General features: G+C 53.2%; 25 protein-coding genes. 12 read left to right on the top strand and 13 right to left on the bottom strand.

The window, feature by feature from the left end; genetic code table 11:
* Positions 1–31 precede the first annotated feature (31 nt).
* The 7 genes from BB497_13660 to BB497_13690 form a co-directional block, all read right to left on the bottom strand.
* Complete coding sequence (locus BB497_13660; GenBank protein AVI63677.1) at positions 32–667, bottom strand: N-(5'-phosphoribosyl)anthranilate isomerase; 636 nt, start codon at positions 665–667, stop codon at positions 32–34.
* On the bottom strand, positions 664–1,602 hold the full coding sequence (locus BB497_13665) for a tRNA pseudouridine(38,39,40) synthase TruA (GenBank protein ID AVI63678.1): 939 nt from the start codon (positions 1,600–1,602) through the stop codon (positions 664–666). Before BB497_13665 ends, BB497_13660 begins: the two co-directional genes overlap by 4 nt.
* A gap of 30 nt (positions 1,603–1,632) precedes the next feature.
* Positions 1,633–3,732 carry a hypothetical protein gene (locus tag BB497_13670; protein ID AVI63679.1) on the bottom strand — a complete coding sequence of 700 codons (2,100 nt, stop codon included), beginning with the start codon at positions 3,730–3,732 and terminating at the stop codon, positions 1,633–1,635.
* A 244-nt stretch (positions 3,733–3,976) separates the two neighbouring features.
* Positions 3,977–5,089 (bottom strand): aspartate-semialdehyde dehydrogenase, encoded by a 1,113-nt coding sequence (locus tag BB497_13675; protein AVI63680.1) that lies wholly within the window; start codon positions 5,087–5,089, stop codon positions 3,977–3,979.
* A gap of 142 nt (positions 5,090–5,231) precedes the next feature.
* A complete protein-coding gene (locus BB497_13680) occupies positions 5,232–6,311 on the bottom strand; it encodes a 3-isopropylmalate dehydrogenase (protein ID AVI63681.1) in 1,080 nt (359 codons plus the stop codon).
* Between the two features lie 30 nt (positions 6,312–6,341).
* Positions 6,342–6,989, bottom strand: coding sequence for a 3-isopropylmalate dehydratase small subunit (locus BB497_13685; protein ID AVI63682.1), 648 nt, complete (start codon positions 6,987–6,989; stop codon positions 6,342–6,344).
* Positions 6,990–6,992: 3 nt separating this feature from the next.
* Positions 6,993–8,444 (bottom strand): 3-isopropylmalate dehydratase large subunit, encoded by a 1,452-nt coding sequence (locus tag BB497_13690; GenBank protein AVI63683.1) that lies wholly within the window; start codon positions 8,442–8,444, stop codon positions 6,993–6,995.
* A 158-nt stretch (positions 8,445–8,602) separates the two neighbouring features.
* Here BB497_13690 and BB497_13695 point away from each other — a divergent pair, with 158 nt between their 5' ends.
* Both BB497_13695 and BB497_13700 read left to right on the top strand, forming a co-directional pair.
* Positions 8,603–9,499, top strand: a complete 897-nt coding sequence (locus tag BB497_13695) for a LysR family transcriptional regulator (GenBank protein AVI63684.1) — start codon at positions 8,603–8,605, stop codon at positions 9,497–9,499.
* A 290-nt stretch (positions 9,500–9,789) separates the two neighbouring features.
* Complete coding sequence (locus BB497_13700) at positions 9,790–10,728, top strand: 23S rRNA (adenine(1618)-N(6))-methyltransferase (GenBank protein ID AVI63685.1); 939 nt, start codon at positions 9,790–9,792, stop codon at positions 10,726–10,728.
* Positions 10,729–11,098: 370 nt separating this feature from the next.
* Here BB497_13700 and BB497_13705 read toward each other — a convergent pair whose 3' ends face one another.
* Positions 11,099–11,569 (bottom strand): GCN5 family acetyltransferase, encoded by a 471-nt coding sequence (locus BB497_13705; protein AVI64357.1) that lies wholly within the window; start codon positions 11,567–11,569, stop codon positions 11,099–11,101.
* A 155-nt stretch (positions 11,570–11,724) separates the two neighbouring features.
* Between BB497_13705 and BB497_13710 the strand changes: the two genes are divergently transcribed.
* Together BB497_13710 and BB497_13715 are read left to right on the top strand one after the other, a co-directional pair.
* Positions 11,725–11,946 carry a hypothetical protein gene (locus tag BB497_13710; protein ID AVI63686.1) on the top strand — a complete coding sequence of 74 codons (222 nt, stop codon included), beginning with the start codon at positions 11,725–11,727 and terminating at the stop codon, positions 11,944–11,946.
* Positions 11,939–12,229, top strand: a complete 291-nt coding sequence (locus BB497_13715; GenBank protein AVI63687.1) for an addiction module toxin RelE — start codon at positions 11,939–11,941, stop codon at positions 12,227–12,229. The genes BB497_13710 and BB497_13715 overlap by 8 nt, the downstream gene beginning before the upstream one ends.
* A 63-nt stretch (positions 12,230–12,292) precedes the next feature.
* On the opposite strand, the gene BB497_13720 is transcribed toward BB497_13715, so the two are convergent.
* Complete coding sequence (locus BB497_13720; protein AVI63688.1) at positions 12,293–13,885, bottom strand: hypothetical protein; 1,593 nt, start codon at positions 13,883–13,885, stop codon at positions 12,293–12,295.
* A 13-nt stretch (positions 13,886–13,898) separates the two neighbouring features.
* On the bottom strand, positions 13,899–14,609 hold the full coding sequence (locus tag BB497_13725) for a hypothetical protein (protein AVI63689.1): 711 nt from the start codon (positions 14,607–14,609) through the stop codon (positions 13,899–13,901).
* 458 nt (positions 14,610–15,067) lie between these two features.
* Here BB497_13725 and BB497_13730 point away from each other — a divergent pair, with 458 nt between their 5' ends.
* A complete protein-coding gene (locus BB497_13730; GenBank protein ID AVI63690.1) occupies positions 15,068–16,381 on the top strand; it encodes a hypothetical protein in 1,314 nt (437 codons plus the stop codon).
* 14 nt (positions 16,382–16,395) lie between these two features.
* Here BB497_13730 and BB497_13735 read toward each other — a convergent pair whose 3' ends face one another.
* On the bottom strand, positions 16,396–16,914 hold the full coding sequence (locus BB497_13735) for a hypothetical protein (GenBank protein ID AVI63691.1): 519 nt from the start codon (positions 16,912–16,914) through the stop codon (positions 16,396–16,398).
* Between the two features lie 164 nt (positions 16,915–17,078).
* On the opposite strand from BB497_13735, the gene BB497_13740 reads away from it, so the two are divergent.
* The 7 genes from BB497_13740 (at position 17,079) to BB497_13770 (ending at position 24,563) form a co-directional block, all read left to right on the top strand.
* The gene (locus BB497_13740) at positions 17,079–19,664 is read left to right on the top strand and encodes a leucine--tRNA ligase (protein ID AVI63692.1); all 2,586 of its coding nucleotides are present in this window, start codon (positions 17,079–17,081) and stop codon (positions 19,662–19,664) included.
* Positions 19,661–20,173, top strand: a complete 513-nt coding sequence (locus tag BB497_13745; protein ID AVI63693.1) for a hypothetical protein — start codon at positions 19,661–19,663, stop codon at positions 20,171–20,173. Before BB497_13740 ends, BB497_13745 begins: the two co-directional genes overlap by 4 nt.
* A complete protein-coding gene (locus BB497_13750) occupies positions 20,170–21,237 on the top strand; it encodes a DNA polymerase III subunit delta (GenBank protein ID AVI63694.1) in 1,068 nt (355 codons plus the stop codon). Before BB497_13745 ends, BB497_13750 begins: the two co-directional genes overlap by 4 nt.
* 100 nt (positions 21,238–21,337) lie before the next feature.
* The gene (locus BB497_13755; GenBank protein AVI63695.1) at positions 21,338–21,736 is read left to right on the top strand and encodes a hypothetical protein; all 399 of its coding nucleotides are present in this window, start codon (positions 21,338–21,340) and stop codon (positions 21,734–21,736) included.
* A gap of 10 nt (positions 21,737–21,746) precedes the next feature.
* Positions 21,747–22,709 (top strand): hypothetical protein, encoded by a 963-nt coding sequence (locus BB497_13760; GenBank protein ID AVI63696.1) that lies wholly within the window; start codon positions 21,747–21,749, stop codon positions 22,707–22,709.
* A 127-nt stretch (positions 22,710–22,836) separates the two neighbouring features.
* On the top strand, positions 22,837–23,388 hold the full coding sequence (locus BB497_13765; GenBank protein ID AVI63697.1) for a hypothetical protein: 552 nt from the start codon (positions 22,837–22,839) through the stop codon (positions 23,386–23,388).
* Positions 23,385–24,563 (top strand): hypothetical protein, encoded by a 1,179-nt coding sequence (locus tag BB497_13770; protein AVI63698.1) that lies wholly within the window; start codon positions 23,385–23,387, stop codon positions 24,561–24,563. Before BB497_13765 ends, BB497_13770 begins: the two co-directional genes overlap by 4 nt.
* On the opposite strand, the gene BB497_13775 is transcribed toward BB497_13770, so the two are convergent.
* The gene (locus BB497_13775; GenBank protein ID AVI63699.1) at positions 24,560–25,951 is read right to left on the bottom strand and encodes an NAD(P)(+) transhydrogenase; all 1,392 of its coding nucleotides are present in this window, start codon (positions 25,949–25,951) and stop codon (positions 24,560–24,562) included. The genes BB497_13770 and BB497_13775 overlap by 4 nt on opposite strands.
* A gap of 115 nt (positions 25,952–26,066) precedes the next feature.
* Complete coding sequence (locus BB497_13780; protein ID AVI63700.1) at positions 26,067–26,321, bottom strand: hypothetical protein; 255 nt, start codon at positions 26,319–26,321, stop codon at positions 26,067–26,069.
* Between the last annotated feature and the right edge of the window lie 110 nt (positions 26,322–26,431).

A 26,431-nucleotide genomic window follows, 5' to 3' on the forward strand; every position in this document is an offset into this window, starting at 1 on the left:
TAGCCGCCCGTTAGGCGACCACATAATGTACTTATTGAGCGTCGGCTAACGCTACCTGCTTAACAAAGGAGGCCATTAGCTCGACATCCTTTACGCCATGCGACGCCTCAATACCGCCTGAAACATCAACCGCATAAGGCGCGACTTGATTAACCGCTGCGGCAATATTCGCAGCCGTTAACCCACCGGCGAGGATAACAGGTTTTTCAAGAGCTGCGGGGATTCTAGACCAATCAAAGGTCTCTCCGGTTCCTCCCGGCGTACCGGGCCGATAGGCATCTAACAGTAGCGCCTGGGCCTGAACATACTCGTCAGCTGCACGGTGCAGGTCGATACCGTCACGCATGCGTAGTGCTTTGATCCAAGGCCGGTCGAACTGCTGGCAAAACGACGCCGGCTCATCCCCATGGAACTGAATCACATCTAAATAGGGCAAACACTGCTCAATCAGCTCAGCGGGCTGATTAACAAACAGACCCACCCGCGTTGCAAAGGCAGGCACGTGGGCCGACAGCGTGGCAAGCGTTTCCGGTGAGATGCCGCGAGAACTCTTAGGCCACATCACAAAGCCCAGCGCATCCACCCCTAGCGAGACCGCCTGCTCAACATCTTCCGGGCGTGTGAAACCGCAAAATTTGATTCGCGTACGTGCATAGCGCGTGCTCACGGGGAGGTCTCCTGGTGCTCGGGTATGGCTTTTTTCTTAAAGGTGAGATTCCGCCGAGCGGCTATTCGCGGGTTATCGGGCAATGGGCGCTCACCCGTCCACTCCCCGGTAAACGCCAGCAGATTGGGGCCAAGTGGCTCTTGAGGCAGCGCAAAACGCTCATCGTAAATGGAGTCTACAAAGTGCAGCCCGCAAGCAGGCGCGGTGACATCTCCTTTGCGGCGATTCTTCAGCGCCAGCAAGCGCTCAATATGGCCTTCATCCTGGGCACCGCGCCCTACACTCACCAGAGCACCGGCAATATTTCGAATCATGTGGTGCAAAAACGCGTTGCCCTGAATATCAATCACCACAATGGGGCCGTAACGCTTCACTTCGACAAAATGCATTTGCCGCCAAGGGGTTTTGGATTGGCAGCCCGCTGCCCGAAAGCTTGAAAAATCGTGCTCACCCACCAACGCTTGGGCGGCCCGATGCATAGCGTCGGCATCCAGCGGATCTCGGCACCAGGTCACGTTGCTGCGCTCTAACACCGGGCGACTGATTTGGTTGAGCAAAATATAGCGGTAGCGGCGCCCAAGTGCGCCTAAGCGGGAGTGAAAATCATCGCCCACCGGCTTTACCCAACGCACCGCCACATCCCTAGGAAGGTTCGTATTGGTTCCAAAAATCCAAGCTTTTTCAGAGCGCTGAACAGGCGGGTCAAAATGGATGACCTGGCGCGTAGCGTGAACGCCTGAATCAGTCCGGCCACTGGCGTGTATTTGAATAGGCGCACTCGCCACTTTTGCCAAGGCATCTTCTATCGATGCCTGCACCGAAGCCGCGTGTTTTAAACGCTGAAAGCCACAAAAGCGCGAGCCATCGTACTCAATGCCCATCGCAAGGCGGCCTGCCAGCGGTTGTGTCTCATCAAAGTGGTAGAACAGCGTCATTAAGCCACATCATCTAGAGGAGGTTAAAAGTTAGCCATTATCCCGGCGTCGAGGCTCGAATGCCACCTCTTCAATTTCCCACTCCTCTTCGGGCACCCTAGGCGTGTGTCGCGCAGTGTGGTTTGCCTGCTTAGATGTAGCTGTCGCACCATCAGCCGCCCCACCCTCAACAGCACTCTGCTCCCCGTCTTCATCTTGCTTCAATGATGGGGGACTGTAGTCAATGTAGTAATCAATAGGCTGAGAGCGCTGATCCTCTTCTTGCGCTTCGGGTTGCGCTACAGGCGCTGGGCTGTCCACGACTAGCGGCTCTTCTAGCTCTTTCTCGAGCTCCTCGCTCAGCATATCGATGGGTTCATCCACATACTTTTCGACAGGTTCAGCATCTGACTCATCGACTGACTGGGGAACATCCAGAAACGCCGCATTGAGCACCTCTTCGTCATCAGCGCTGCTAGCTGGCGAGCTCTCCTCAAAAGGTATTTCTTCTGGAGCATCATTATCTACGCTGGCGGGTTCTGCTGGCTTAGCAGTGCTGGGCTTAACCACTGGCGCCTCACCAAATGTTGACATACGTTGGCTTGATGCTGCGACACTCGGTTCAGCACCGCCGGGCACTGATTCACTCGCTTGAGAAGCACCAACGGGTTCGGCACTAAAAGGCTCGGCGGCATGGGGCTCTGGATTGCGAGATTCTGTGCTGTGCGAACCTGGATATTGAGCCTCCGCCATACGAGGCTCTGCGCGCCCCATGGATGCTGTAGATGCTGTAGGCGGTGTAACGGTACTAGGTGCCGTACTTAGTGGCGCCACTTCCCACTGACGCTCGCGGCGCTTGCGTGACCATACAAGCCCCGCTAACAGCAGCGCCAATGCAACGCTGGCAATAGGCCACTGGTAGTCAGAGATACGCTCTACAAAGCCGCGGTTGTCAGCAACGCTACGGGCATTAGAAGCGCCGAGAGCTGGCTCACCACTCACCTCTGGAGCAGTGACCGCAAGCGCCGCGACTGATTGAGCTTCCTGCTGGGAGGCGTTAAGCGCTTCCGTCAGCGCAGCCACTTCCTGGCGCAGCTCAGTCAGCTCAGCGCGCAGCTGTTCACGCTCTTCAAGCACTAGCTGAAGCATGGCCTGGCTTTCGCGCAACTGTTCCACCACGTCATTTAAGGCGAGTCCCGCCAGCTCGTTCTCCTGGCTTCCCTCTTGCTCTGACGCTTCCGCAGCGCCTTGCTCAGCATTTGACTGCGCTGCCGCCTCAGAAGTAGAAGCTGTCTCGCTCGTACCTGGGCTATTGGCAGGCTCTTCACCTGCTGCTTCTGCAGACGGCTGGCTAGCAGTACTTGAAGCATCAGCACGCTCGGTTGCGCGTCGCATGGTTTGTAGCGTTTGGGCGGCTTCCCCTGGAGTACGGGCCATTATCTGTTCACGACTGGGCACCGCGAGCGTTTGCCCAACCCGCATGTTGTCAATATTGCCGGAGGAGAAAACGTCTGGGTTGGCATCAACCAGCGCCACCATCATCTGCTGCACACTGGCGCTGGCAGGCTTAACCCGTTCGGCGATGCCCCAAAGTGAATCGCCGCTCGCCACGTAAGCGATGTTATTAGCCCTGGGAGCGCTATCACTTGACGCGTTTTGCGACGCTGGAACAGCCGCTGGTTGGGGCTGACTGCGAGGCTCCGCCGCATTCGCTGCCTGCTGCTCACTGGGAGATGCGCTACGGCTACTTGCGTTGAGCATGTCGGGCGGGTCAAACAGCAGCGTAAAGGCCTGGCTGGTTTCACCCTCTGGGGAAGAGACCGTTAAAAGCACATCCAGCCAGGGTTCATCGACTGCTTGCGAGGAGCTAAGCACCAACTGGCGTCCATCAGCCTGCTCACGCAGTTGGACGCGCAGCGATGAAACCAGCGGCGTCCACTCTAACCCTGCTGCTGTAAAATCCGCTTCATCAGCAACAGACACTCGCAGTTCGTCCAACGCATATTGGCTAGCGTCTAGTACTGGTACGGTCGCATTCAAGGGGGCATTCATCGGTGAGTTCACCGACGCCGGGCCTAAGCCGACGGCCAGTGCCAAGGAACTAACGGCACTGAGCGGTAGCCACAATAACCATGCGTGCGTCTGTTTCATTTAAGCCCCTGCTGCCTGCGAATCTCAACGATGTAACGACATTTAGCTGAGCGCGCTCATCATTATGTTTGGGTTCTTTTTATCATAACTTACCGTTTTTGCGCATACTTTAGAATGCCAAACGCGTTTGAGCTTTCTACTTAGCAGCGGCAAAAAAGATGGGAAGCTGCGAACAGCTTCCCATCGGGAACTACGTTGACGCTATGATATTGATGCTATAGCGACAGCACGCGCGTAACGGCTGTTACTGCTCGCGCAGAATCTTCAGCATACGCTTAAGCGGCTCAGCAGCACCCCACAGCAGCTGGTCGCCCACGCTGAATGCAGAAAGGTATTCGCCGCCCATATTAAGCTTACGCAGGCGCCCTACCGGAATCTGCAGCGTGCCCGTTGCGGCAGCAGGCGTTAGGCCAGCAATGGTGGCATCTTTATCGTTGGGGATCAGCTTAACCCACTCATTGTGCTTGGCAATGCGGTCTTCAATCTCATCAAGCGGCACATCTTGCTTCAGCTTAATGGTGAACGCCTGGCTGTGAGAGCGCATGGCACCGATGCGCACACAGAGACCATCAATGGGAATCGGATTATTCTCTAGGCCCAGAATCTTGTTGGTCTCAACGCTGCCCTTCCACTCTTCACGGCTCTGGCCGTTATCGAGCTTGGTATCGATCCACGGCAGCAGGCTGCCTGCCAAGGGCGCTGCGAAGTTATCAGTGGGGAAATCATTGCCACGCATGGCGGCCGTCACTTTGCGGTCGATGTCGAGGATCGCGCTAGAGGTGTCTTTTAACTCTTCACCGACGCTATCACGCAGCTGGCCCATTTGGTTCAGCAGCTCGCGCATGTGTTTGGCACCGGAGCCGGACGCCGCTTGGTAGGTCATGGAGGTCATCCACTCGACCATATCGGCTTCAAACAGCCCGCCCAAGCCCATCAGCATTAAGCTTACGGTACAGTTGCCGCCCACGAAGGTTTTCGCGCCTTTGGCTAGCTGGGCATCAATCACATGGCGGTTAACCGGATCAAGAATGATGGTCGCTTCATCTTCCATGCGCAGGGTGCTGGCGGCATCAATCCAGTAGCCTTTCCAGCCCGCTTCACGCAGGTCTTTGTAAACCGGCTTGGTGTAATCGCCACCTTGACAGGTAACCACTACATCAAGGGCTTTTAGCGCGTCAATATCGAACGCATCTTTGAGGGGAGGCACGTCGACGCCGATGTCGGGTCCCGGCTGGCCGACTTGGGAAGTGGTGAAGAAAATCGGCTCAATGCCTTTAAAATCACCATCTTCCTGCATGCGCTGCATCAGCACAGAGCCAACCATACCGCGCCATCCCACGAAACCGACTTTCAACATGTGAAGTCCTCCAGCTAAGAATGAGGTAAGTATTATACACAAATATTAGACACGACGTCGGCCACCCCAGGGGTGGCCGACCGGCACTGCTCTACAACACGCGCTATTTGGAATTGACTAGTGAGCAGGTGTGCTTGATACGTTACTGCTTGGCAAAGGCCGCGAGCACTGCATCGCCCATTTCCACGGTGGAAACGCGACGAGTGCCTTCTGATGCGATATCGGCAGTGCGCAGGCCATCATCCAACACACTGCCCACGGCGGCTTCAATGCGCTCGGCCATCGCTGTTTCATTCAGCGAGTAGCGCAGCATCATCGCCACCGAAAGCATCATAGCCAGCGGGTTAGCGATGTTTTGCCCAGCGATATCCGGGGCGCTGCCATGGCAAGGCTCGTACATGCCCTGCCCGCTCTCGTTGAGCGATGCAGACGGCAGCATACCGATAGAGCCGGTGAGCATAGCAGCGGCGTCAGAGAGAATATCGCCAAACATGTTGCCGGTCACCATCACATCAAACTGCTTCGGCGCGCGCACCAATTGCATGGCGGCGTTATCCACGTACATGTGGGAAAGCTCCACATCCGGGTACTCCGGCGCCAGGCGCTCCATCACTTCACGCCATAAAATCGTCACTTCCAACACGTTGGCTTTATCTACCGAACATAGCTTTTTGCCACGCTTCTGGGCCATTTCAAACGCCACGCGGCCGATGCGTTCAATCTCGCTTTCGGAATAGATGTAAGTGTTAAAACCCACCCGTTCGCCATTGCGCACTTCAATACCACGGGGCTGACCGAAGTAGATGCCGCCGGTTAGCTCACGGACGATCATAATATCCAGCCCAGCCACTAGCTCAGGCTTCAGGCTGGAGGCGCTGGCCAACTGCGGGTAAAGCATCGCCGGGCGCAGGTTGCCGAACAGGCCCAGGTTCTTACGCAGCCCCAGCAGGCCTTTTTCGGGGCGCTTGGTTAGGTCTTCGAGCTTGTCCCACTTGGGGCCACCCACCGCACCTAGCAGAATGGCGCTGGCAGCTTTGGCTTTCTCAAGGGTTTCCGCCGGGAGCGGCTCGCCGTGTACGTCGTAGGCCGAGCCGCCCACCAGGCCCTCTTCTACCTCTATATCCAAGCCCGCTTCTTGGCAGGCGTTTAACAAACGCGCCGCCTGGGCCGCGATCTCCGGACCGATACCATCACCGGGCAGCAGTAACACTTTATGAGTCATGCTCAATCCTTAGCACTTATAGTTGAATACTTATGCAGGCTGGCGGAACAGCCACGGGCGCTGCTGGCGGTGCTTCTCTTCAAAGCTGCGAATTGCGTCTTCGTCCTGCAGCGTGATGCCGATATCGTCCAGGCCGTTCAGCAGGCAGTGTTTGCGGAACTCATCCACCTCAAACTCAAGAATTTCACCGCTGGGGGTAATCACCCGCTGATTCTCTAAATCGACGTCTAGTTGATACCCTTCTCGAGCCTCTGCTTCAGCAAACAGACGGTCTACTTCCTCTTCCGCCAGGGTGATTAGCAAGATGCCATTCTTAAAGGCGTTGTTGTAGAAAATGTCCGCAAAGCTTGGCGCAATGACAACTTTAAAGCCAAAATCTTCCAGCGCCCACGGAGCATGTTCACGGGAGCTTCCGCAGCCAAAGTTACGCCGCGCCAGCAACACTTCCGCGCCTTGATAACGCGACTGGTTCAATACAAAATCAGGGTTCAGCGGGCGCTGGGAACAATCTTGCCCCGGCTGGCCTTCATCTAAATAGCGCAGCTCATCAAACAGGTTAACGCCAAAACCGGTACGCTTAATGGATTTCAAAAACTGCTTCGGGATGATCAAGTCGGTGTCGACGTTAGCCCGATCAAGCGGCGCTACCACCCCTTCAAAACGTTCAAACTTTTTCATGGCTTAGGCCTCCTGGGCGTGGGTAGCGTCGTTAGCAGGTAAAGTGCGCACATCAACAAAATGACCAGCAATTGCCGCTGCCGCTGCCATCGCAGGGCTAACTAAGTGGGTCCGACCACCGTAGCCCTGGCGCCCTTCGAAGTTACGGTTAGAGGTAGAGGCACAGTGCTCGCCCGCGCCCAACTTATCGGCGTTCATGGCCAAACACATGGAGCAACCCGGCTCGCGCCACTCAAAGCCCGCTTCGATGAAAATCTTGTCCAAGCCTTCCGCTTCCGCCTGGCGCTTCACCAAGCCAGAACCCGGCACCACCATAGCAAGCTTAATCGAATCCGCTACTTTATTACCTTTGGCTACTTTAGCCGCTTCACGCAGGTCTTCAATGCGCGAGTTGGTGCAGGAACCGATAAACACTTTATCCAACTTAATATCAGTAATTTTTTGATTCGCCTGCAGGCCCATGTACTCAAGCGCACGGGTGTGGCTGCGCTGCACAGTTTCATCTTGCGCAGCCTGCGGGTCGGGTACGTGGCCAGAAATACCGGTGACCATTTCAGGGCTGGTGCCCCAGCTTACCTGTGGCTCAATCTCTTCCGCGCTCAGGGTGACCACTTTATCGAACTGGGCATCGCCATCCGACACCAGCGAACGCCAGTCCGCCACGGCGGCTTCCCACTGCGCGGCTGTGGGCGCAAAGGGGCGCTCGGCAAGGTAGTTAATCGTCGTATCGTCAACGGCGATCAACCCCACGCGGGCACCGGCTTCAATCGCCATGTTGCACACGGTCATGCGGCCTTCCATGGAGAGCGACGCAATGGCGCTGCCCGCAAACTCAATGGCGTAGCCCGTACCACCAGCGGTACCGATCTTGCCGATAATCGCCAGCACCACATCTTTTGCCGTTACGCCCAGGCCAAGCTCACCTTCAACACGCACCTGCATGTTCTTCATTTTCTGCGCCAGCAAGCACTGGGTCGCCATAACGTGCTCAACTTCGGAGGTGCCGATACCGTGGGCCAAAGCCCCAAACGCGCCGTGGGTGGCGGTGTGGGAGTCACCACATACCACGGTCATGCCCGGCAAGGTGGCGCCCTGCTCGGGGCCGACCACGTGCACAATACCTTGGCGTGGATCGTTAATTTTGAACTCTTCAATACCGTACTCAAGGCAGTTGTCGTCCAGGGTTTGCACCTGGATTAACGACACCGGGTCTTTAATCCCGCTGTTGCCCTCAGCGCGCTCTTTCACCGTGGTAGGCACGTTGTGGTCTGGCGTTGCCAAGTTGGCATCCAAACGCCAGGGCTTACGGTTAGCCAACCGCAGGCCTTCAAACGCCTGGGGCGAGGTCACTTCGTGGAGCAGTTGGCGATCGATGTAAATCAGCGCGGTGCCGTCGTCACGCTGCTTCACCAAATGCTGGTTCCAGAGTTTGTCGTAAAGGGTTTGACCTGACATGTGGCTCTCCTGGGCAGTGCCCTGCTAGTTCGGTATGGCAGCCTCTACGTGCTGCTTAGTATGCAATAAAGAGAGTGTTACGCGACTCGCACATAAAAGCAATTCATGTTATTCATACTTTAGATTCCAAACTGGAATACATATTCAGGGAGTCACTCGTGGACACTCAAAGCCTGCAAGCGTTTCTGGCAGTTGCCGAAGCCCAAAGTTTCTCCCGTGCAGCGGAGCAGCTGCACCTGACCCAGCCTGCGGTGAGCAAGCGCATTGCCACCCTAGAGGAGTTGCTAGGCACGCGGCTATTCGACCGAATTGGGCGGCGCATTGCGCTGACGGAAGCGGGTAGCGTGCTGCTGCCTAAAGCCCAGCACATCCTGTTTACGGTAGACGATAGCCGCCGTGCGCTGGCTAACCTTTCTGGCCAAGTGGGCGGACGGTTAACCTTGGCCACTAGCCACCATATTGGCCTGCACCGCCTGCCGCCCCTGCTAAAGCAATACACCCAGCGCCACCCAGAGGTAGCCCTAGACTTACGCTTTCTGGATTCCGAACTGGCTTACCAAGGCATTGTTGATGGCACCCTGGAAATTGCGATTGTCACCCTCGCCCCTCACCCGGTTGAGCAGCTGCATGTGGTAGAGCTGTGGCGTGATCGGCTCTGCTTTGTTTGCGCCACCGACCATCCGCTGGCAGCGCGCGTTCGCCAAAGCCCCGGCCCACTTAGCCTAACGGAACTGTGTGAATTCAACTGCGTGATGCCGGGGGCCAAAACCTTTACCCGTACACTGATTGGCCATCGCTTTATTGAGGCAGGCCTAACCCTGCCCGTGAGCATGTCGACCAACTACCTAGAAACACTGAAAATGATGTGCAGCGTGGGGCTAGGTTGGAGCCTGCTGCCCGAAAACATGATCGACAGTGAGCTAGTAGAGCTACCGGTAGATACTGCCCCCATCCACCGTCCGCTGGGGTATCTAGTGCATACCAATCGCACGCTTTCTAATGCCGCGAGAAAAATGATTGAAGAGCTGGAAAATACGCGAGGTGCTAGAAAATAGCCCTGTTCCGGGCAAGTTTATCTAGGTTCAGAGTTATGGGTGACAACGTTGGGTACGGGCACGACACCCATTTGTAAACGCTCCATTGCCGGCCCGAGGGCGGCAACGCATCGTCGCCGCTAATTTCGTTAGCAAGGTACCCGCCCATTCGGCAAGTGCGCTAAGCGTTCAAGCCTGTGGGCTTGGAGATAACACCTGCACCGGTAAGCTCAACACCACTATTAAGGTTATAATCACAGGCTAAGCTAAACCTACTCGACTATTGAACGCCAAGCCTCAGGCCTATTACTGTGAATACCCCCCATCGACGTGAAGAAAGCCGAGCTAGACCTGTTCGTAAAGATCTACACCCGAAGAACCTACACAACCAGGGCTATGACTTTCCTGCCCTCATAAACAGCCATCCAGCACTAGCTCCCCATGTAAAACCGAACGCCCATGGCCGGCTTTCCATCGATTTCGCAGACCCTTTGGCCGTAAAAACGCTCAACGCTGCGTTGTTAAACCGATACTACAATATTGTCGATTGGGATATTCCAGAGGGCGCGCTTTGCCCTCCCATCCCAGGTAGAGCCGACTATATCCATTACATGGCGGATTTAATTGGGCTTGGGCGTGAGCAGCATAGCGTCAAGCTGCTCGATATAGGGACTGGAGCAAATGGCATCTACCCGCTACTAGCCTGCCAAATTTACGGCTGGCAGTGTGTAGGTAGCGACATCAACCCTGAGTCGCTTGAAAACGTAGCCACGATTATCACCCATAACCCCACCCTCAAAGACAGCTTCACGTTGCGCACCCAGCACGATAAAAACCATATTTTTGAAGGGATCATCCAAGCGGGAGAATTCTTTGACGTCAGCGTATGCAACCCACCCTTCCATGCCTCGCTCGATGAAGCACTTAAAGGTAGCCAGCTTAAACTCAATAACCTTGCGCGGAGTCGCGGCGAGCAAAAAACAAAAAAGGCATCCCCCACGCTGAATTTTGGTGGGCAGGGTGCCGAGCTTTGGTGCAAAGGGGGCGAACAGCTGTTTCTTAAAAAGTTAATAAGAGAAAGCCAACTATATTCAACTCAATGCCGCTGGTTTAGCAGCCTGGTTTCAAAAATCGACAATGTTAAGCCTGCCAAGAAGCTGATTCGTAAGCTAGGTGCCGTTGATTGCCGAGAAATAGAGATGAAACAGGGTAATAAGGTGACGAGAATATTGGCCTGGACGTTCATCTGAGCCGCTCTTGTAGTGGCGCATGAGTATGCGAAACATGCATGACATTGTGCCGCTGTAAGCCCATCGTCAGGAAGAAAACACGGCTAGTATAGATTTTGTGGATTTGGTAGTGCATTGCCTGCTCAAAACTTCCTGGCTGAAGCTGATATTGGTGGTTAATCAACACAATACGTTTTGATCGTGGTTATAAGGCTTGAAGCGCGGCATGCTGACCACTCCTCATCTATTTTTTCTCGATCCTGCCAAATTTAGCGGACAAAGAGTTTTTTCTACAGCCTCAACGCCGAAGCTTCAGGGGCGAGGGGCCGATGCGCTGAACTAAGCGACTCACGCGAAATCATGCCAGGCCCTCGTCCCCTGCAAGCGTTGGTTAGGCTGCTGTTGGTTGAGGCAATCCTAGCACGAGGATTTCGTCTCCGTTAGCATCCCATTCGCCAGTGGGGTTCCATCCATGAGTTCGATAGAAGCCGTGCGCTCGGATTCTGGGATCTGGCGAGGCTGCCAGCCAGAGCCGAGTGTGCTGCCCCCGTGTTCGCAAGTCCTGAACAACGTGCGACAGGAGTTGCCTGCCTACGCCCCTGCCTTCGTATTCAGGCAATACGGCAAGCACAAGAACCTCTCCCGAAGACAGGTCGCCACTGCAAAATCCAACAACCTGATGTTCATGAACAGACACCCAGCTGCAGATCGCCCCCGCTTTCATAGCGGCGGCAGTAGATTTGGGGGTGATGCCCATAACGGCGAGCCGCTCCTTCGGAATCGGATTCTCTCTGGTTCGGCCCCGCACAGCGAACAGCTGTTCAATATCTGCCTCACGCGTTTCCCGAAACTTCAACTCCAAAGCTACCTCCACACATTAGTACGACGCCTAACGCCGCGCTTTGCGGCTGCTTAGTAGCGCCAGCGGAAAAGCAGTCCGCCAACAGCGTCTTGTTACAACTTGCCTCAATTGTGGCATACTGCTACAATTGAGCCAAATATACGTTGGAGGTACAGATGGCTACTAACAGCATTCGTTTAGATCAAAACCTTATTGAAAAAGCCACCATTATAGCCAAAGCACTTAATCGAACCCCGCCCAAGCAAATAGAGCACTGGGCAAAAATCGGCGAGATGATGGAAGATAACCCCGATTTACCCTATGAGTTTGTGAGGCAGGCCATCATCGCGCAGGCCGAACGGGACGCCGGAAAACTGGAGGCCTACGATTTTGGTTAAGGCCACGAGTGTATTACAAACTCCTACATTCAAAAAGGCGGTAAAGAAACTCAAGCCCAACCAGAAAAAAGACCTTGATTTGGCCATTAAAGAGCTAATGACCAACCCCAGCATTGGCGAGCAGAAGCAAGGCGACCTGACCTTTCTGCGAGTCCATAAATTCAAAATGAACAAGCAGCTCACTCTGCTGGGTTACAGCTTTGACGATGGCGCTCTTGTCCTTGAATTGATGGCCCTGGGCTCACACGAAAATTTCTACCGCGATATTAAGCGTAAGAAGTGACGTTGTAACGCTCCAAACACCGGCGCAGATTTCTGCGTCCGAGTGCTTTGGCTTGTTAACTCTTTACCCTGACAGATATTCAAATACAGCAGAAGTGGCTTCATTTTTGATATATCTAGACCGGACTTCGCCAACATAGTAAGCCCGCTGAATAGTTTCTTCTGTTGCGTCAAGAACATCTTTGATCGTATTTAACGACAAGCCCTTCAATGAATTTATAAGCCACTCTGGAAGATCGAGAAAATCTACAGGCTTTTCTAATTGCTCACTCAATGCTGAACTGATTGTTTGGTCATCAAAGTCTTCTAGTTCAGTCACTAGCGATGAGTATGCTGGGTGGTTAGACCCGTACTCCGTCATTCTCTTTACGGTAAGACTCTTTACAATGGCAGTTCCAGTCGAGGCTGGCGTATTTTCAAGTGACAACAGGCATCCCAAGTTAACGCTGTATCTAGCACCAATATCGCTTCTTGTAGCTTTTATGGCATCAGAATGCAGCGAAATTATCCCTGTATAGCAAAGCAACCCAAGCGCCTTTTTTATCCGAGCGGGAGCATCTTTATGAATCCAAAAAAAGCGTGACGTTTTTTTATCACCCTCTAAGTAGGAGTCATTTTTCAATTTCATTTCGAGCAGAACAGTCTCCTCGACGAAATCTCTGCCCCAATTAATGAACGCAACGAAACCAGAGTATTTATCCGCCAACAGAGAATGCTCTTCCCATATGTCGCTCTTGTAGAACTCCTTTATTACAGCATTAACCTCTCGCGAGGAAACTGACGGAGTCTTCACCAATGTTTTCAATAAAACCCTAGGATTTCCATTAGCCGCATATGCTAGCAGGGAGAAATTGCTACTGTTCTGTGCGATTTTCCCAAGGAGTCGGCTATCAGCCTGCTTCTCTACCATGTTTCTCATATTCTCAATATATCCGACGCTAGTAACATCTCTTTCAAGGTTGATAAAGATTGCGTCATGGATCGGCTGAAAATAGTCGCCAAACGATGTGACTCCTGGATAAACTGCTGCGTTACAATTTATATATGGGCTGTTGATATCACGATACAAGCCAAAAAATTGACGCTGTTGAGCGGGCCTAAGTATATGAGCCGCTTCATCAATGAAAAAATTGACGGATTCTATTTCTGCTTCTTCACAGATATCTTCAACGGCCTCTTTGAAGTCATCTATTGATGGCAAAAACTGAGTGTCAACATCTTGTGCTAGGCCAGGTTTCCAAGAATTCTCAAATTCATTTACTAACCGGGTCAGGTATTCTTCTTGAGCATCTTCTCCATTTGACAAAATAGTATGTGGAAGAACAAATCCCGATTTTTTAAGGCTTCTGATAAATGACGAACATAGTTTTGCAAGCATCCATTGGTAGAACTGGATTTCATCTGTAAGTTGCAACACGGCGCCTTGAGTAAAAGACACGTATACAGGAAGTACGCATTTTTGGGCCATGTCTCGCTTGAGCTCAGCTTCAGCGACCCTTAGCAGAAAAGATTTACCCACCCCGCGGCTACCCACTAATATCACGGGAGAATCACTTTTCAATCGCTCAATTATCGCTCGATCTTCCTTTGTTTCTACAAAATATTCTAGAATCTTCGTAGGCTTTATGGTTTCGGTGCGTATCTTAAAATCTGACATAACCGCGTTTCCCTCAATCAGCGAATAGAAGGTTGAATTCTTCTATTCCTCCTAATTCTTCTTTTGCCATATCTTCAATTCTCGCGATCTTTTGCTTATCGATATCTTTAGAGAACCTCATAAACAAAAGAAATAACGCTACGAGCTTACATGTCCCCATAAAATCAATCCACCTAGCCACCAGAAATGAATTAAATTCTATATTGCTCGGCAGCTCTTCGAGTTTGCTGAAGTTGCCATGTATGAACTCGGATGATTCTCTATAAAGTTTCGATGCAATCGTGATTAAATGTTCCCCTTCAACTTCAACCTCTGGGTAAAAAGCCCTTATAAACAATTTAGATAATACACCATTCTCTTTGTCCGATAGCGCACCCCATGAGATATCTCGCAGACCAAGTTTCCAATGTCGAAGATGTAGCTCGTTAGTTGACAGGTATATAAAGCGACATATTTGCTCCAAAAAGTAACGCTGCGCTATGAATGCGTATCTATACTGTCCGCCTACGACAGCCTGAAAACCCAATTCGAATTCTTGAACGGCGCTAATGAGGATGGTTCGATCCGTTCTATCGCTGAGCAGTTCAAGCCATACATTTAAATCTTCTGAAAACTGAAATAGCTCAGTTAGAGTAGCGCCATGTTCTGAAGCGAACGATTCGTCGATCACTCTGCCAATTTTCCTGTTCAGGTTGGCGAAGTGCTCTTTACTGTGATTTTCCATGGAGATTAGTCCCTACTCTATCTTGGGTGACTCGGGGAGTTAACAGTGATTATATAGCCCACCGCATAACACCAATAACTGTGCGGTCACAATCATTGATGTTATACAGCCCCAAAAAAAACACATAATTGATTGATTTTATTTGTTGCCGTCCTAAGCCGGGCTACATATCCCCTATTATCATGCCCGCTCGTTTTGCCGTTCTAATCATACTCTATTAACAAATTCAGCTTAGGTCACGCGTTCAGTTAATTTTTCTGTTGCGCCTGATTGGCCTGCGTGGCGTTATCGTTGGGATGGTGGCTTTATCATCGCGCGCTGAAGCGCCCTCTCACACCTTCCATCTCTCACATCTGTCACCTCGCATACCTGTCGTCTCACTTACCCCGTCACTTCTTGCTACTAGCCTTCTCTCGCAAACCCGATTAGCCTGCTAACTCAACCAGTAAGGGATTGAGATGCAAGAGACAACAACGCGGCAGCGCTTGGCGGGTGTTTTGATTCTGCTTGGGCTGTTGGCACAAATTATTGGCTTTACCGGGGCGGTGCCAACAGCGCAGCCGGTGAGCTATTTATTGTGGGCGGCGGTGGCGCTTTTGTGGCGGGATATTCCTAAGCGCTCGCGCGTTCAAGCGGGGGTGTTGATTGCCATTGGCGCGCTGATGTTGGTGGTGGCACGGGTGGTGTATGGCGCCGCGGTTAACTGGCCTGCCATGCTACAGGGCAACGTTTTTGTGGCCACGATGCTGGTGGGCGTTAGCTTTATTTCTTTGATTGGCACCCAGGGTAACAAACGCCCACCGGGTAAGCGGGTCACCGGCGCGGATGGCGTGCTGCGCACGTGGCTGGGGGTGCATTTTCTTGGCACCATTTTGAATCTTTCCACGGTGTTTATGGTGGGCGATCGTTTAGCACGGCGCGCTCCGTTAACCACGCCACAACTATTGGCGTTAAACCGTGGGCTAAGTAGCGCGGCGCTGTGGTCGCCCTTCTTTGCGTCTATGGCGGTGGTAATCGCGCTAGCCCCGTCGGTGCAGTATGGCCACATTGCGCTGATTGGTTTTCCACTGGCGATGCTCTCGGGGCTACTCACCACGCTGGAGATGAGGCGGCGGTTTGATTTGGCTGAGGTGGATGGTTTTTCGCTATCACCGCGCAGCCTCTTCATGCCTGCGGGCATGGCGGCGCTGGTGATGGTGTTTCACTTCTGGCTTACACCTTCACTCACTATTGTCAGCATTATTACCTTTTTGCTGCCCGGGGTGGCGCTGCTTAGCAACCTGCGGGAAGGCCCGCGCTTTACTCTGCGGCGTATTCGCCAACACACCACAACTCGGCTACCCGCAATGCGCGGGGAAATCTCGCTGTTTTTGGCGGCGGGCTTATTAACGCTGGGGCTTTCTACGCTGGTGGCGGCGGCGGCAGGCGATGAGTGGACGCTGTTTGCCCGCTTTGGCACGTGGCAGGCCATGGTGAGCTTCGTCGCCATCACGCTAAGCGCGCTGGTAGGGCTGCACCCAATTATTGGCGTTTCGGTGTTGGCATCAATTTTGAACTTGAACGGCGGTGAGCAAACGCTGTTTGCCTTTGTGGCGCTTAGCGCCTGGGCGGTGGGCACCAGCGTAGGGCCGCTTTCCGGCATCAACCTTTCACTGCAGGGCCGCTATGGGGTCAGCGGCTACCAAATGATGCGGGATAACTTACCCTACGCTGGGATGATGAGCCTGCTCTCGCTAGGGGCGATTGCAGGCCTCAGCTGGCTAGTGATTTAGAGCGTAGCGCCGGATCAGGTTTCGATAATTTTGTTGGGGAAGCGATAGAAGTAGCGGTGGCCACACTGGTGGCAGGGTTCTAGCCGGGACACCTCATTAAGCATTACCTGGGCATCACAGTGTACGCAGGCCATTAAGCCCGGGGCGGCCATTTCGCCTTCACAGTAGTCGGCACGGGCCGCTTCCAGGTCATCTTCAAAGCGCTCGCGATCAACCACACTGCGGTCGGCAATGGACAGCAGTGATTCGGCAACCCGGCGGGAAAGGCCGTCAATATCAATGCCCAACCAGCTGGCTACTTGCTTGCCGGTATCCGCCATGTAGTAACGCATATCTTTCAAGTCGCGCTCTACCCAGGCGCGTAGCAGCGCTAGCTCGTCTTTGGTGTACTCCTCAAGTTCAGCTTCAAAAGCAACGGCGTCGTCCAAGTCCTTTTGTAGGTTGTCCCAAGTGAGTTCGTTGGCGCCATCTTGCATGCGCTCTAATAGGCGCTCGTAGCCTTCGCGCAAACGATGATCGTTATGTTGTTCCATGGTACCTCTCCTTTTGTCGACCCAGAGTGTTCCTATCATCGGCTAGCCGTTCAAGGATACACCCGCATAGGATACAATCGACGCTACTTATCTGACACCCGTCATCTACTATTCACTTTGCGCCCTAATTAGGGGCGAATTACCCCAAGGCATTGAAAACACCGATGGACGCACAATACAGCCCCCGCGAAATTGAACGTGACGCTCAGCAGTACTGGGACAAACACCAGTGCTTTAAAGCCGTAGAAGACGCCAACCGCGAGAAGTTCTACTGCCTTTCCATGTTCCCCTACCCCAGCGGTAAGCTGCACATGGGCCACGTGCGTAACTACACTATCGGCGACGTTGTATCTCGTTTCCAGCGCATGAAGGGTAAAAATGTCATGCAGCCCATGGGCTGGGACGCCTTCGGCATGCCGGCGGAAAATGCCGCTATTCAAAACCAAGTGCCCCCCGCTAAGTGGACCTACCAAAACATTGATTACATGCGTAACCAGTTGAAGGCACTGGGCTTTGCCTACGACTGGAGCCGTGAGTTCGCCACCTGCGATACCAGCTACTACCGCTGGGAGCAGTGGTTCTTCACCAAGCTGGTGGAAAAAGGCTTGGTCTATAAGAAGATGTCGACGGTGAACTGGGATCCGGTGGACCAAACCGTACTGGCCAATGAGCAAGTCATTGACGGCTGCGGCTGGCGTTCCGGCGCGCCGGTAGAGCGTAAAGAGATCCCGCTGTGGTTCTTGAAGATTACCGACTACGCCGATGAGCTACTGGCGGATTTGGATAACGTCGAGTGGCCCGAGCAGGTCAAAACCATGCAGCGCAACTGGATTGGTAAATCCCGCGGCGTTGAGATGACCTTTGAAATACAGGCGGAAGACGGCAGCACCTGCGAGCCGCTGGCGGTGTACACCACCCGCCCAGATACGCTGATGGGTGTCACCTATGTAGCCGTGGCCGCTGGCCACCCGCTGGCGAAGCAGGCAGCCGCACACAACAGTGAATTGGCGGCGTTTTGTGACGAGTGCGCTAAAGGTGGCACCTCAGAAGCGGAGATGGCCACCAAAGAGAAGCTGGGCATGCTCACAGGGCACAAAGCTATTCACCCGCTGACCGGCGATGAAGTGCCGGTATTTGTGGCTAACTTTGTACTCATGGAGTTCGGCACCGGCGCGGTCATGGCCGTACCCGCCCACGACCAGCGCGACTGGGAGTTTGCTACCAAATACGGCGTTGAACTGAAGCCGGTGGTGGCCGATGAACACGGCAACACGCCGGATATCTCGGAAGGCGCGTACACGGAACACGGCACGCTGATTCATTCCGGCGAGTTTGATGGCCTGGAGTTCCAAGCGGCGTTTGACGCCATTGCCGCGAAGCTTGCTGAGCTTGGCCGTGGCGAAGTAAAAACCAACTACCGCCTGCGCGATTGGGGTATTGCCCGCCAACGTTACTGGGGCGCTCCCATTCCCGTGAAGTACGGCCCGGAAGGCCAAACTGTGCCGCTCTCTGATGAGGAGCTGCCGGTAGCACTCCCCATGGAAGTGACAGTCGACGCTTCTGGTTCGCCGCTTAAGAGAATGCCGGAGTTTTCTGAGCTGGGCGATGGCTGGGTGCGGGAAACCGATACCTTCGACACCTTTATGGAGTCCTCCTGGTACTTCGCCCGCTTCTGCTGTGCGGATAACCACGAAGCGATGCTGGATGAGCGCGCCAACTACTGGCTGCCGGTGGATCTCTACATTGGCGGTATTGAGCACGCGATTCTGCATCTCCTTTACGCTCGATTCTTCCATAAACTGCTGCGCGATTTCGGCATGTTGGACTCCGACGAGCCGTTCCAGCAGCTGTTAACTCAGGGCATGGTGATCGCAGAGACCTTCTACCGCGTTAAAGATAATGGCGGTAAAGAGTGGTTTAACCCCGCTGATGTAGAAGTGAAGCGCGACGAGAAAGGCCGCCCACTAAGCGCCCTATTAATGAGCGACGGCCAGCCCGTTGAGATGGGCGGCATCGAGAAGATGTCCAAGTCGAAAAACAACGGCGTTGACCCGCAGTCGATGATCGACAAATTCGGTGCTGACACCGTGCGCCTGTTTATGATGTTTGCCGCACCGCCAGAACAGTCGCTGGAGTGGTCGGATTCCGGCGTGGAAGGCGCGCATCGCTTCTTGAAGCGGATTTGGCGCCAGGTTACCGAGCATCTTGCTGCGGGCACACCGGGCGAACTGACCATTGAAGCGCTGAACGACGAGCAAAAAGCGCTGCGCCGTAAAACCCACGAGACGATCAAGAAAGCCAGTGATGACATTGGCCGCCGTACCACCTTCAATACCGCTATTGCTGCGGTGATGGAGTTGTCTAACGCGGTGGGTAAGTTCGACGATACGTCTGAACTTGGCTTAGCGGTTAGCCGTGAAGCACTTGAAGCATGTGTGCTGCTGCTGGCCCCCATCACCCCGCACCTGTGCCACAGCCTGTGGCAGCAGCTGGGCTATGAGCAGCCCGCCATTGAAGCCCAGTGGCCAAAAGTGGATGAAGCCGCGCTTACCCGGGATAGCATTGAGCTGGTCGTGCAGGTTAACGGTAAACTACGCGCCCGCCTGGAAGCACCGGCAAGCGCCGATAAAGCAGCCATTGAGACGCTTGCGATGGAGAACGAAAACGTCCAGCGCCACCTTGAAGGTAAAACGGTACGCAAAGTGATCGTGGTACCCGGCAAGCTGGTTAACATCGTGGTGAGTGGATGAAGCAAACCAACCCGCTAACGCGCCGTCGTTTCCTCACTGCTAGCATCGCCGCTTCTGCGGCGGTGCTGCTCAGCGGCTGTGGGTTTCGGCTACGCGGCACCGAATCAATGCCGCAATTGCCCCCCCTTGCCCTAGAGGGAAACAACAGTAGCGCTTTAGCACAGCAGCTACGTAGCCGCCTGCAGCAGCAGGGTACTGAAGTGAGCGCTGGCGCTCCCTGGCGGGTAACGCTGGGGACACCCGCCCTGCAAGATAGGCGGATTGGCGGTGAAAGCCGTTCCAGCCGCGAGCATGAGCTTATGCTCAGCGCAACGCTTTCCGTGCAGCAGCGGGAAACCAATGCCTACGCGCTCAATAACGCAACGCTCTCTACCAGCACGCGGCTTCGCGTTAGCGATGACGACCTGCTTAACCGTGAATCGCTTTTTCAAGAAGCAGAACAAGCCCTCACGCGGCAGTTGGCTCAGCGTATCATTGAGCGGCTGGCTAACCTTGAGGCCATGCAGTGAAGGTATTTTCCGACCAGCTACCTGCTGCGCTAGCCAAGAAGCTGCCTAAAGCGGTTATTGTGGCCGGTGATGAACCCCTGCAACACCGCGATGCCTGCGATGCCGTGCGCTTAGCCGCCAGGCAAGCAGGCATCGAAGAGCGGGAAGTTCTCGACGTTGAAGCTAATTTTGCTTGGGGGCGCCTATTGGAAACCGCCAGCAATCTTTCTCTGTTTGCTTCTAACAAACTTCTAGAACTGCGTTTAGGCCACCATAAGCTCGGCCAGGAGGGTAGCAAAGCCCTGGCGCAATACGCTGAGATGATGGATGGCAACGATGACCTACTGCTCGTCAGTATGGGCAAGCTGGATGCCAAACAGCAAAAAAGCGTATGGTTTAAAGCACTGGATAAACAGGGCCTGTTCGTGCCGGTGTGGCCCGTTGATGTATCTCGCTTAGGCTACTGGCTACGGGATCGCGCCTCGCTCCACGGGCTGCAGATTGAGCTAGATGCGGCGCGCCTGCTTGGCGAACGTACCGAAGGCAACTTGCTGGCTGCAGATCAGGAGCTGCAAAAGCTTGCCCTTATCTATCCGCAAAACACCCGTCTTAACGCAGAACATATAGCCCAGGGCGTTGAGGATAGCTCCCGTTTTGATGTTTTTAACTTGGCAGACGCCTGCTTGAAAGGCGAGCCTAGTCGCGCGTCTAAAATCGTGACCGGTTTAAAAAGCGAAGGGGTAGAAGCCCCCATTGTGCTTTGGGCGCTAAGCCGCGAGCTGCGCACCCTGCTCTCTCTACACCAGCACCTAGACCAAGGCCAAAGCTTTGAGCACGCCTGCAAAACTCAAAAGCCGATGATTTTTGATAAACGACGCCCCGCCTACCAAAAAGCCATTAGCCGCCTATCCATGAAGCGCCTGCACAAGCTTCTATTGATGGCCCAACGTTTGGACCTTTCCGTAAAAGGCGCATCACAGGTGCCGCTATGGCCAGGGCTTCACGACCTCGCCATTACCATGGCCGGTGCAAAAGGCCTTTTAGCTGAAACGCCCTGGACCTATCGCATTAGTGCAAATAATTAGCACTTTGCAGTTAAGCCTTAAACCCCAAGCCATTTATTTCTATACTGTTGTTTCAATCAATAAAAACACCTGCTCCCCGACCAGTCTAAGGATGAAGACGATGAAAACATTGCGTGCTTACCTCTCGACCCTGCTAATTGCCGCTCTTGTGATTACCAGCCTACCTGTTGCAGCATCACCGATTGCCCCGCAATCTATGGACTTAGTGACAACGCAATCTGCTTTATCAGCTGACCGTGCTGGTGCTGACCGCGAACGTATTTACAACGTTCTAGCTCGGGCCGATGTGCAAGACCAGCTGCTAAAGCAGGGTGTGGATCTTAACGAAGTTGAAGCCCGTGTTGCCGCGCTAAGCGATGCCGAAGCACAGCAAATGGCCGAACAGCTAGAGCAAATGCCTGCAGGTGCGGGTGTTATTGGCGTGCTGTTTGCGGTGTTCATCATTTTGTTGGTTACCGATATTCTTGGTTTAACCGACGTTTATCCGTTCACTCGCTAAGATCCTCAACATGCCGACACTGTTTAAAAACGCCCGCTTTGCGGGCGTTTTACTATTTGCCCTATTACTCACCGCCTGCGCACGCAGCCCAGTGCTGCTAGAAAGCACCAAGGCGAACCTTACTCCCCAAACTGAGCTCATCCAGGTGCCGTTTTATGCGCAAACTGAGTACCAGTGTGGCCCGGCAACCCTTGCTATGGTGCTTAATCATCAGGGTGTGGATGCCAGCCTTGAGCAGTTGATCCCCCAAGTTTTTTTGCCCGGTAGAGAAGGCAGCGTTCAGCCTGAAATGCTGGCCACGGTGCGCCGCTATGAACAGCTGGCTTTCCCCATACGCGGCACCATGGATGCGCTACTTAGCCATCTGGAAGCAGGTGACCCGGTGGTCGTAATGCAAAATCTCGCGCTACCAGCGTTTCCCATGTGGCACTATGCGGTAGCGATTGGATACGATTTGCCTAATAAGACACTGATTTTGCGCAGTGGTGAAATCGAGCGACATACAATGTCGTTTAGCCGCTTTGATGCCACCTGGGCACGCACCGAACGCTGGGGGTTTGTGGTGAGCGAACCAGGCAAGCTGCCAGAAGGGGTGACTGCACGAAATGCCTTGGAAGCCATCAGTGCCTTTGAAGAACAGCACGGTTCTTTGGCCTCACTAAGTAGCTGGCAAGCCTTTGCCGAACGCTACCCTACCAATCCTCTTGGCCAATTCGCCCTCGGCAATGCCCTATATGCGGCAGAACAGCCAGATGCCGCACTGCGGGCCTTTGAGTCTGCCACACAGCTTGACCCTGCCATGGGCGCCGCGTGGCTCAACGTAGCCCTAGTGCGGCTTCGACAGGAAGACACAACCCGCGCTCACGAAGCGCTAAGACAAGCAGCCGCGTTAGAGGGCGAATGGCAAACGCGCGCAATTGAAATACTGAAAACTTTAAACCTCTCATTCCATAAAACTAAACAAATTAAGTAGATGTTAATGTTAAAAACAATACTAAATTCATTATTACAAAGGATGGCTATTGCAACGAAACTTTGTTTAAGTTCACACAGACATTGACAACCGCATGACCAAAATTGGCATCTCAGGGAGCTTCAATATGTCTGTCCACCCGCGCGTAGCGCAGATTCAGTGGTTTCGCTTTTCCCCCGCCGCCATTTTGATCAGCGTGCTAACGTATTGGATATTTATACCAACACTCCACGCGGACGGGGCTGTGGTGCCTAGCCAGTACCCAAACTCTCAAAACCAAAAACTTGTTTTAAGCGTCACCATTGGCTACGACCAACACTGGCTATCCCTGGCAGATATCGAAACATTGCCTATTTACGATATAGAAATGACGCACCCTGAAGGCATCAGCGGCCGTTTTACTGGCGTGTGGCTAAATGATCTCATTGAACAACAGGGTATTTCGGCCGATCAACGTATCCGCCTCATCGCCTTAGATAACTATACGGTTTTTTTAGAAGGAAAGGAGCGAGCGCGAACCCGGTATTTCCTTACAACACGGCTCGATGGTGAACCCATAGCATTAGACCAGCTTGGCCCATTAACGTTGATCGCGCCGGATAATCTCGCAGCAGTGCGCGCTGGCACCATGCCCCTAACACGCTGGATTTGGTCTATTAAGGAGCTTAGAAAGCAATGAAAGCCCTATGCCGCCCTTCCATTCCTTGGCAGTTAGCCGGGTTGTTGGCAGTGGGCGTCAGCATTTGTGCCTTATTAATTGCAAGCTACGTTTATAATGCCAGACAACAGTTGGGCGCTGACTATACTGCCCTCGTCGGCGATATCGTTCGTGCCCAGCAAACAACACCACAATTTCAGATCGCCCTCGAGGGATTTATAGATCAGCCTGAAGCCATCCACTTACGCCAGATTAACCATATAACCTGGCTATCCCGACAATATCTTGCCCATGTTGAACACGGTTTAGCCCAACACCCTCAGCTATTGCGACGCGCTGACTACTTACAAAATGATATGCAGGCGTTACCTGAACAGCTCAACGCATTAGAGCAAAGCGCTCAACGTGCTGTTAACACGCCCAGCCAATTGCCAACGTTACAGCGCTTAGCCACAGACTTAGAAGCCAATATGGCATGGGTATATTTTGAACTAAACGATGTCGTCCATACTGCTGCCGGGCAACAACGCCTAATAATGCAGCGCCTTTCAACTGCCGTTAGTTTTCTTGTAGCAATGGTTATGCTGATTGCAGCGGTCTTACTGATCGCGGTTTTTCGCCTACAACGCCAGCGTGATACGCTTAAAGCGCTGATGCTCACCGACGAACTTACTGGCCTTTATAACCGTCGCCACCTCATTGGCACTGCGCAAGATCAACTAACAAACGCACAACGCCAGCAACAACCGCTAAGCTTTTTACTGATTGATCTAGACTACTTTAAGCGTGTAAATGATACGTTTGGTCATCCTATCGGCGATGAAGTACTTCGTGTGTTCAGCGCACGCATGAAGCAACTTAAGCGTCCTGCAGACACGCTGGCACGTATTGGCGGTGAAGAGTTTTGCTTACTCATGCCCAACACTCACCTTGAAGACGCCGAACAGGTCGCTGAGAGGATCCGCAAAGAGATAGCTGACTTAAATCTTCAGCACATTGCTGAACTCCCGCAACAAACCGTCAGCATTGGCATTAGCTGCGCCCATGATGGCAAGCTCTCGTTTGAGCAAATTTATTCGCTAGCTGATCAAGCGCTCTACCAAGCAAAAGCATTGGGCCGCGATAGAGTGGAAAGCATGGTGCCTGAGGAGTCAGTGCCACATAGCGTGGCACTGAACAAAGCACTCGCTAATTAAAATACGCGGTTTAAACCATTTTGCGCCGCCACACGGTAGGCTTCGGCCATAGTGGGGTAGTTGAAGGTTGTGTTAACAAAGTACTTCAAGGAGTTTGCCTCCCCTTCCTGCTGCATAATAGCTTGTCCGATATGCAAAATTTCTGAGGCCTGGTCGCCAAAGCAGTGAATACCAAGAATCTCCAGCGTATCCTGGTGGAAAAGAATTTTCAGCATCCCTACCGTGTCACCGGTAATCTGTGCACGAGCGGTATCTTTGAAGAAGGCTTTACCCACTTCGTAAGGCACTTTAGCTTCTGTGAGTTCGCGCTCGTTGGGGCCAAACGAACTGATTTCTGGAATGGTATAGATACCGGTGGGCACATCGCTAACAAAGCGGTACTCCTTTTCCAACAGCTCGTTACAGGAGTTTAACCCCTGGTCATAAGCGGCACTGGCAAGGCTAGGCCAGCCAATCACATCCCCTGCGGCGTATATGTTTGGAATGGCGGTGCGGTAGTGCTCATCCACGCCCAATTGTCCGCGGCTATTTGCTTCTAAGCCGATGTTTTCAAGCCCTAGGCTGTCGGTATTCCCGGTACGCCCGTTGGCCCATAAAAAGGCATCCGCACGGATCTTTTTACCTGACTGCAAATGAACCACCACGCCGGACTCATCACCCTCAACACTTGCGTACTCTTCGTTATGGCGGATCAGGACGCCGTGTTTACGCAAATGATATGAAAGCGCATCGCTAATTTCGTCATCAAGGAATGAGAGCAGGCTATCGCGATTGTTAATCAAATCCACTTTAACGCCTAGCCCTGAGAAGATGGAGGCGTATTCACAGCCGATTACACCGGCGCCAAAAATCACTAGCGTGCGGGGCGTATGGGAAAGACTTAAAATCGTATCAGAGCAGTAAATTCGCGGATGCCGAAAGTTAATGTCTGCCGGGCGATAAGGCCTTGAGCCGGTAGCAATGATAATTTTTTTGGCGACAAGCTCCTCCATTCCTTCCTGACGATCCCGAACCAATACCGTATGTTCATCTTTAAAACGGGCGACACCATGATACAGGTCGATACGGTTACGCGCATAAAACGTTGTGCGCATCTCGACCTGCTTATCGATCGTGCTACGCGAACGCTCCATGACCTTAGGAAACGAAAACCAGCGGGGTTCACCAATATCGCGAAACATACGGTTAGTGTTGAACGCCATGATCTGCTTTACTTGGTGGCGGAGCGCTTTTGAAGGAATCGTACCCCAGTGGGTGCAGTTACCCCCAACCTGGGCCTGTTTCTCAACAATCGCTACGCGCATGCCGTGTTTTGCGGCGTTTATAGCAGCGCTTTCACCGGCGGGGCCAGTCCCGATAACGACAACATCATAATTGTGAACCGCCATACGCTTTCAATCTCCTTGTAACTGCACGTACTTAACAACTAAGCATTCAAGAACGCATACATAAACGCCCGCTATATAAGCGAGCGTTTATCAAGCTGCACATCATGATGAAGCATTAACGCCGCGTGGCGTCGTAGCCTAGGTCGGCACCGCGGCTTGCATCGCTACGCCGACGCTCGCTCATACGTTTACGATTCTCTTCCTCGCACACTTCATCTTTACCGCCACAGATGTCGCAGCCGTCCTTAAGGCCTAGCTGGTTCAAACCACCGCATGAACCCGCGATAGGCTTACGCCCCATCAACACGCCCACCGCCATGGCGGTCATCATCAACGCCATAAAACCGAATACCAGTAGCCAAATTGTCATATTAATCTCCCGACATTGCGTTAACTGCTCACCTGCCGACAACACTCATGTCGATAAGTGCCAATATCATTTAGCGACTATTGTACCTCAGCCACTCCGAAATGATCAGG

The sequence above is a fragment of the Halomonas sp. GFAJ-1 genome, from assembly GCA_002966495.1.
Taxonomy (GTDB): domain Bacteria; phylum Pseudomonadota; class Gammaproteobacteria; order Pseudomonadales; family Halomonadaceae; genus Vreelandella.

Coding starts and splice junctions, on each gene's coding strand:
- BB497_13775 (AVI63699.1), bottom strand. CDS start 25,951: ATGGCGGTTCACAATTATGATGTTGTCGTTATCGGGACTGGCCCCGCC.
- BB497_13685 (AVI63682.1), bottom strand. CDS start 6,989: ATGAAAAAGTTTGAACGTTTTGAAGGGGTGGTAGCGCCGCTTGATCGG.
- BB497_13755 (AVI63695.1), top strand. CDS start 21,338: ATGAAAACATTGCGTGCTTACCTCTCGACCCTGCTAATTGCCGCTCTT.
- BB497_13740 (AVI63692.1), top strand. CDS start 17,079: ATGGACGCACAATACAGCCCCCGCGAAATTGAACGTGACGCTCAGCAG.
- BB497_13665 (AVI63678.1), bottom strand. CDS start 1,602: ATGACGCTGTTCTACCACTTTGATGAGACACAACCGCTGGCAGGCCGC.
- BB497_13730 (AVI63690.1), top strand. CDS start 15,068: ATGCAAGAGACAACAACGCGGCAGCGCTTGGCGGGTGTTTTGATTCTG.
- BB497_13690 (AVI63683.1), bottom strand. CDS start 8,444: ATGTCAGGTCAAACCCTTTACGACAAACTCTGGAACCAGCATTTGGTG.
- BB497_13765 (AVI63697.1), top strand. CDS start 22,837: ATGTCTGTCCACCCGCGCGTAGCGCAGATTCAGTGGTTTCGCTTTTCC.
- BB497_13770 (AVI63698.1), top strand. CDS start 23,385: ATGAAAGCCCTATGCCGCCCTTCCATTCCTTGGCAGTTAGCCGGGTTG.
- BB497_13720 (AVI63688.1), bottom strand. CDS start 13,885: ATGTCAGATTTTAAGATACGCACCGAAACCATAAAGCCTACGAAGATT.
- BB497_13745 (AVI63693.1), top strand. CDS start 19,661: ATGAAGCAAACCAACCCGCTAACGCGCCGTCGTTTCCTCACTGCTAGC.
- BB497_13675 (AVI63680.1), bottom strand. CDS start 5,089: ATGTTGAAAGTCGGTTTCGTGGGATGGCGCGGTATGGTTGGCTCTGTG.
- BB497_13680 (AVI63681.1), bottom strand. CDS start 6,311: ATGACTCATAAAGTGTTACTGCTGCCCGGTGATGGTATCGGTCCGGAG.
- BB497_13735 (AVI63691.1), bottom strand. CDS start 16,914: ATGGAACAACATAACGATCATCGTTTGCGCGAAGGCTACGAGCGCCTA.
- BB497_13760 (AVI63696.1), top strand. CDS start 21,747: ATGCCGACACTGTTTAAAAACGCCCGCTTTGCGGGCGTTTTACTATTT.
- BB497_13710 (AVI63686.1), top strand. CDS start 11,725: ATGGCTACTAACAGCATTCGTTTAGATCAAAACCTTATTGAAAAAGCC.
- BB497_13670 (AVI63679.1), bottom strand. CDS start 3,732: ATGAAACAGACGCACGCATGGTTATTGTGGCTACCGCTCAGTGCCGTT.
- BB497_13725 (AVI63689.1), bottom strand. CDS start 14,609: ATGGAAAATCACAGTAAAGAGCACTTCGCCAACCTGAACAGGAAAATT.
- BB497_13780 (AVI63700.1), bottom strand. CDS start 26,321: ATGACAATTTGGCTACTGGTATTCGGTTTTATGGCGTTGATGATGACC.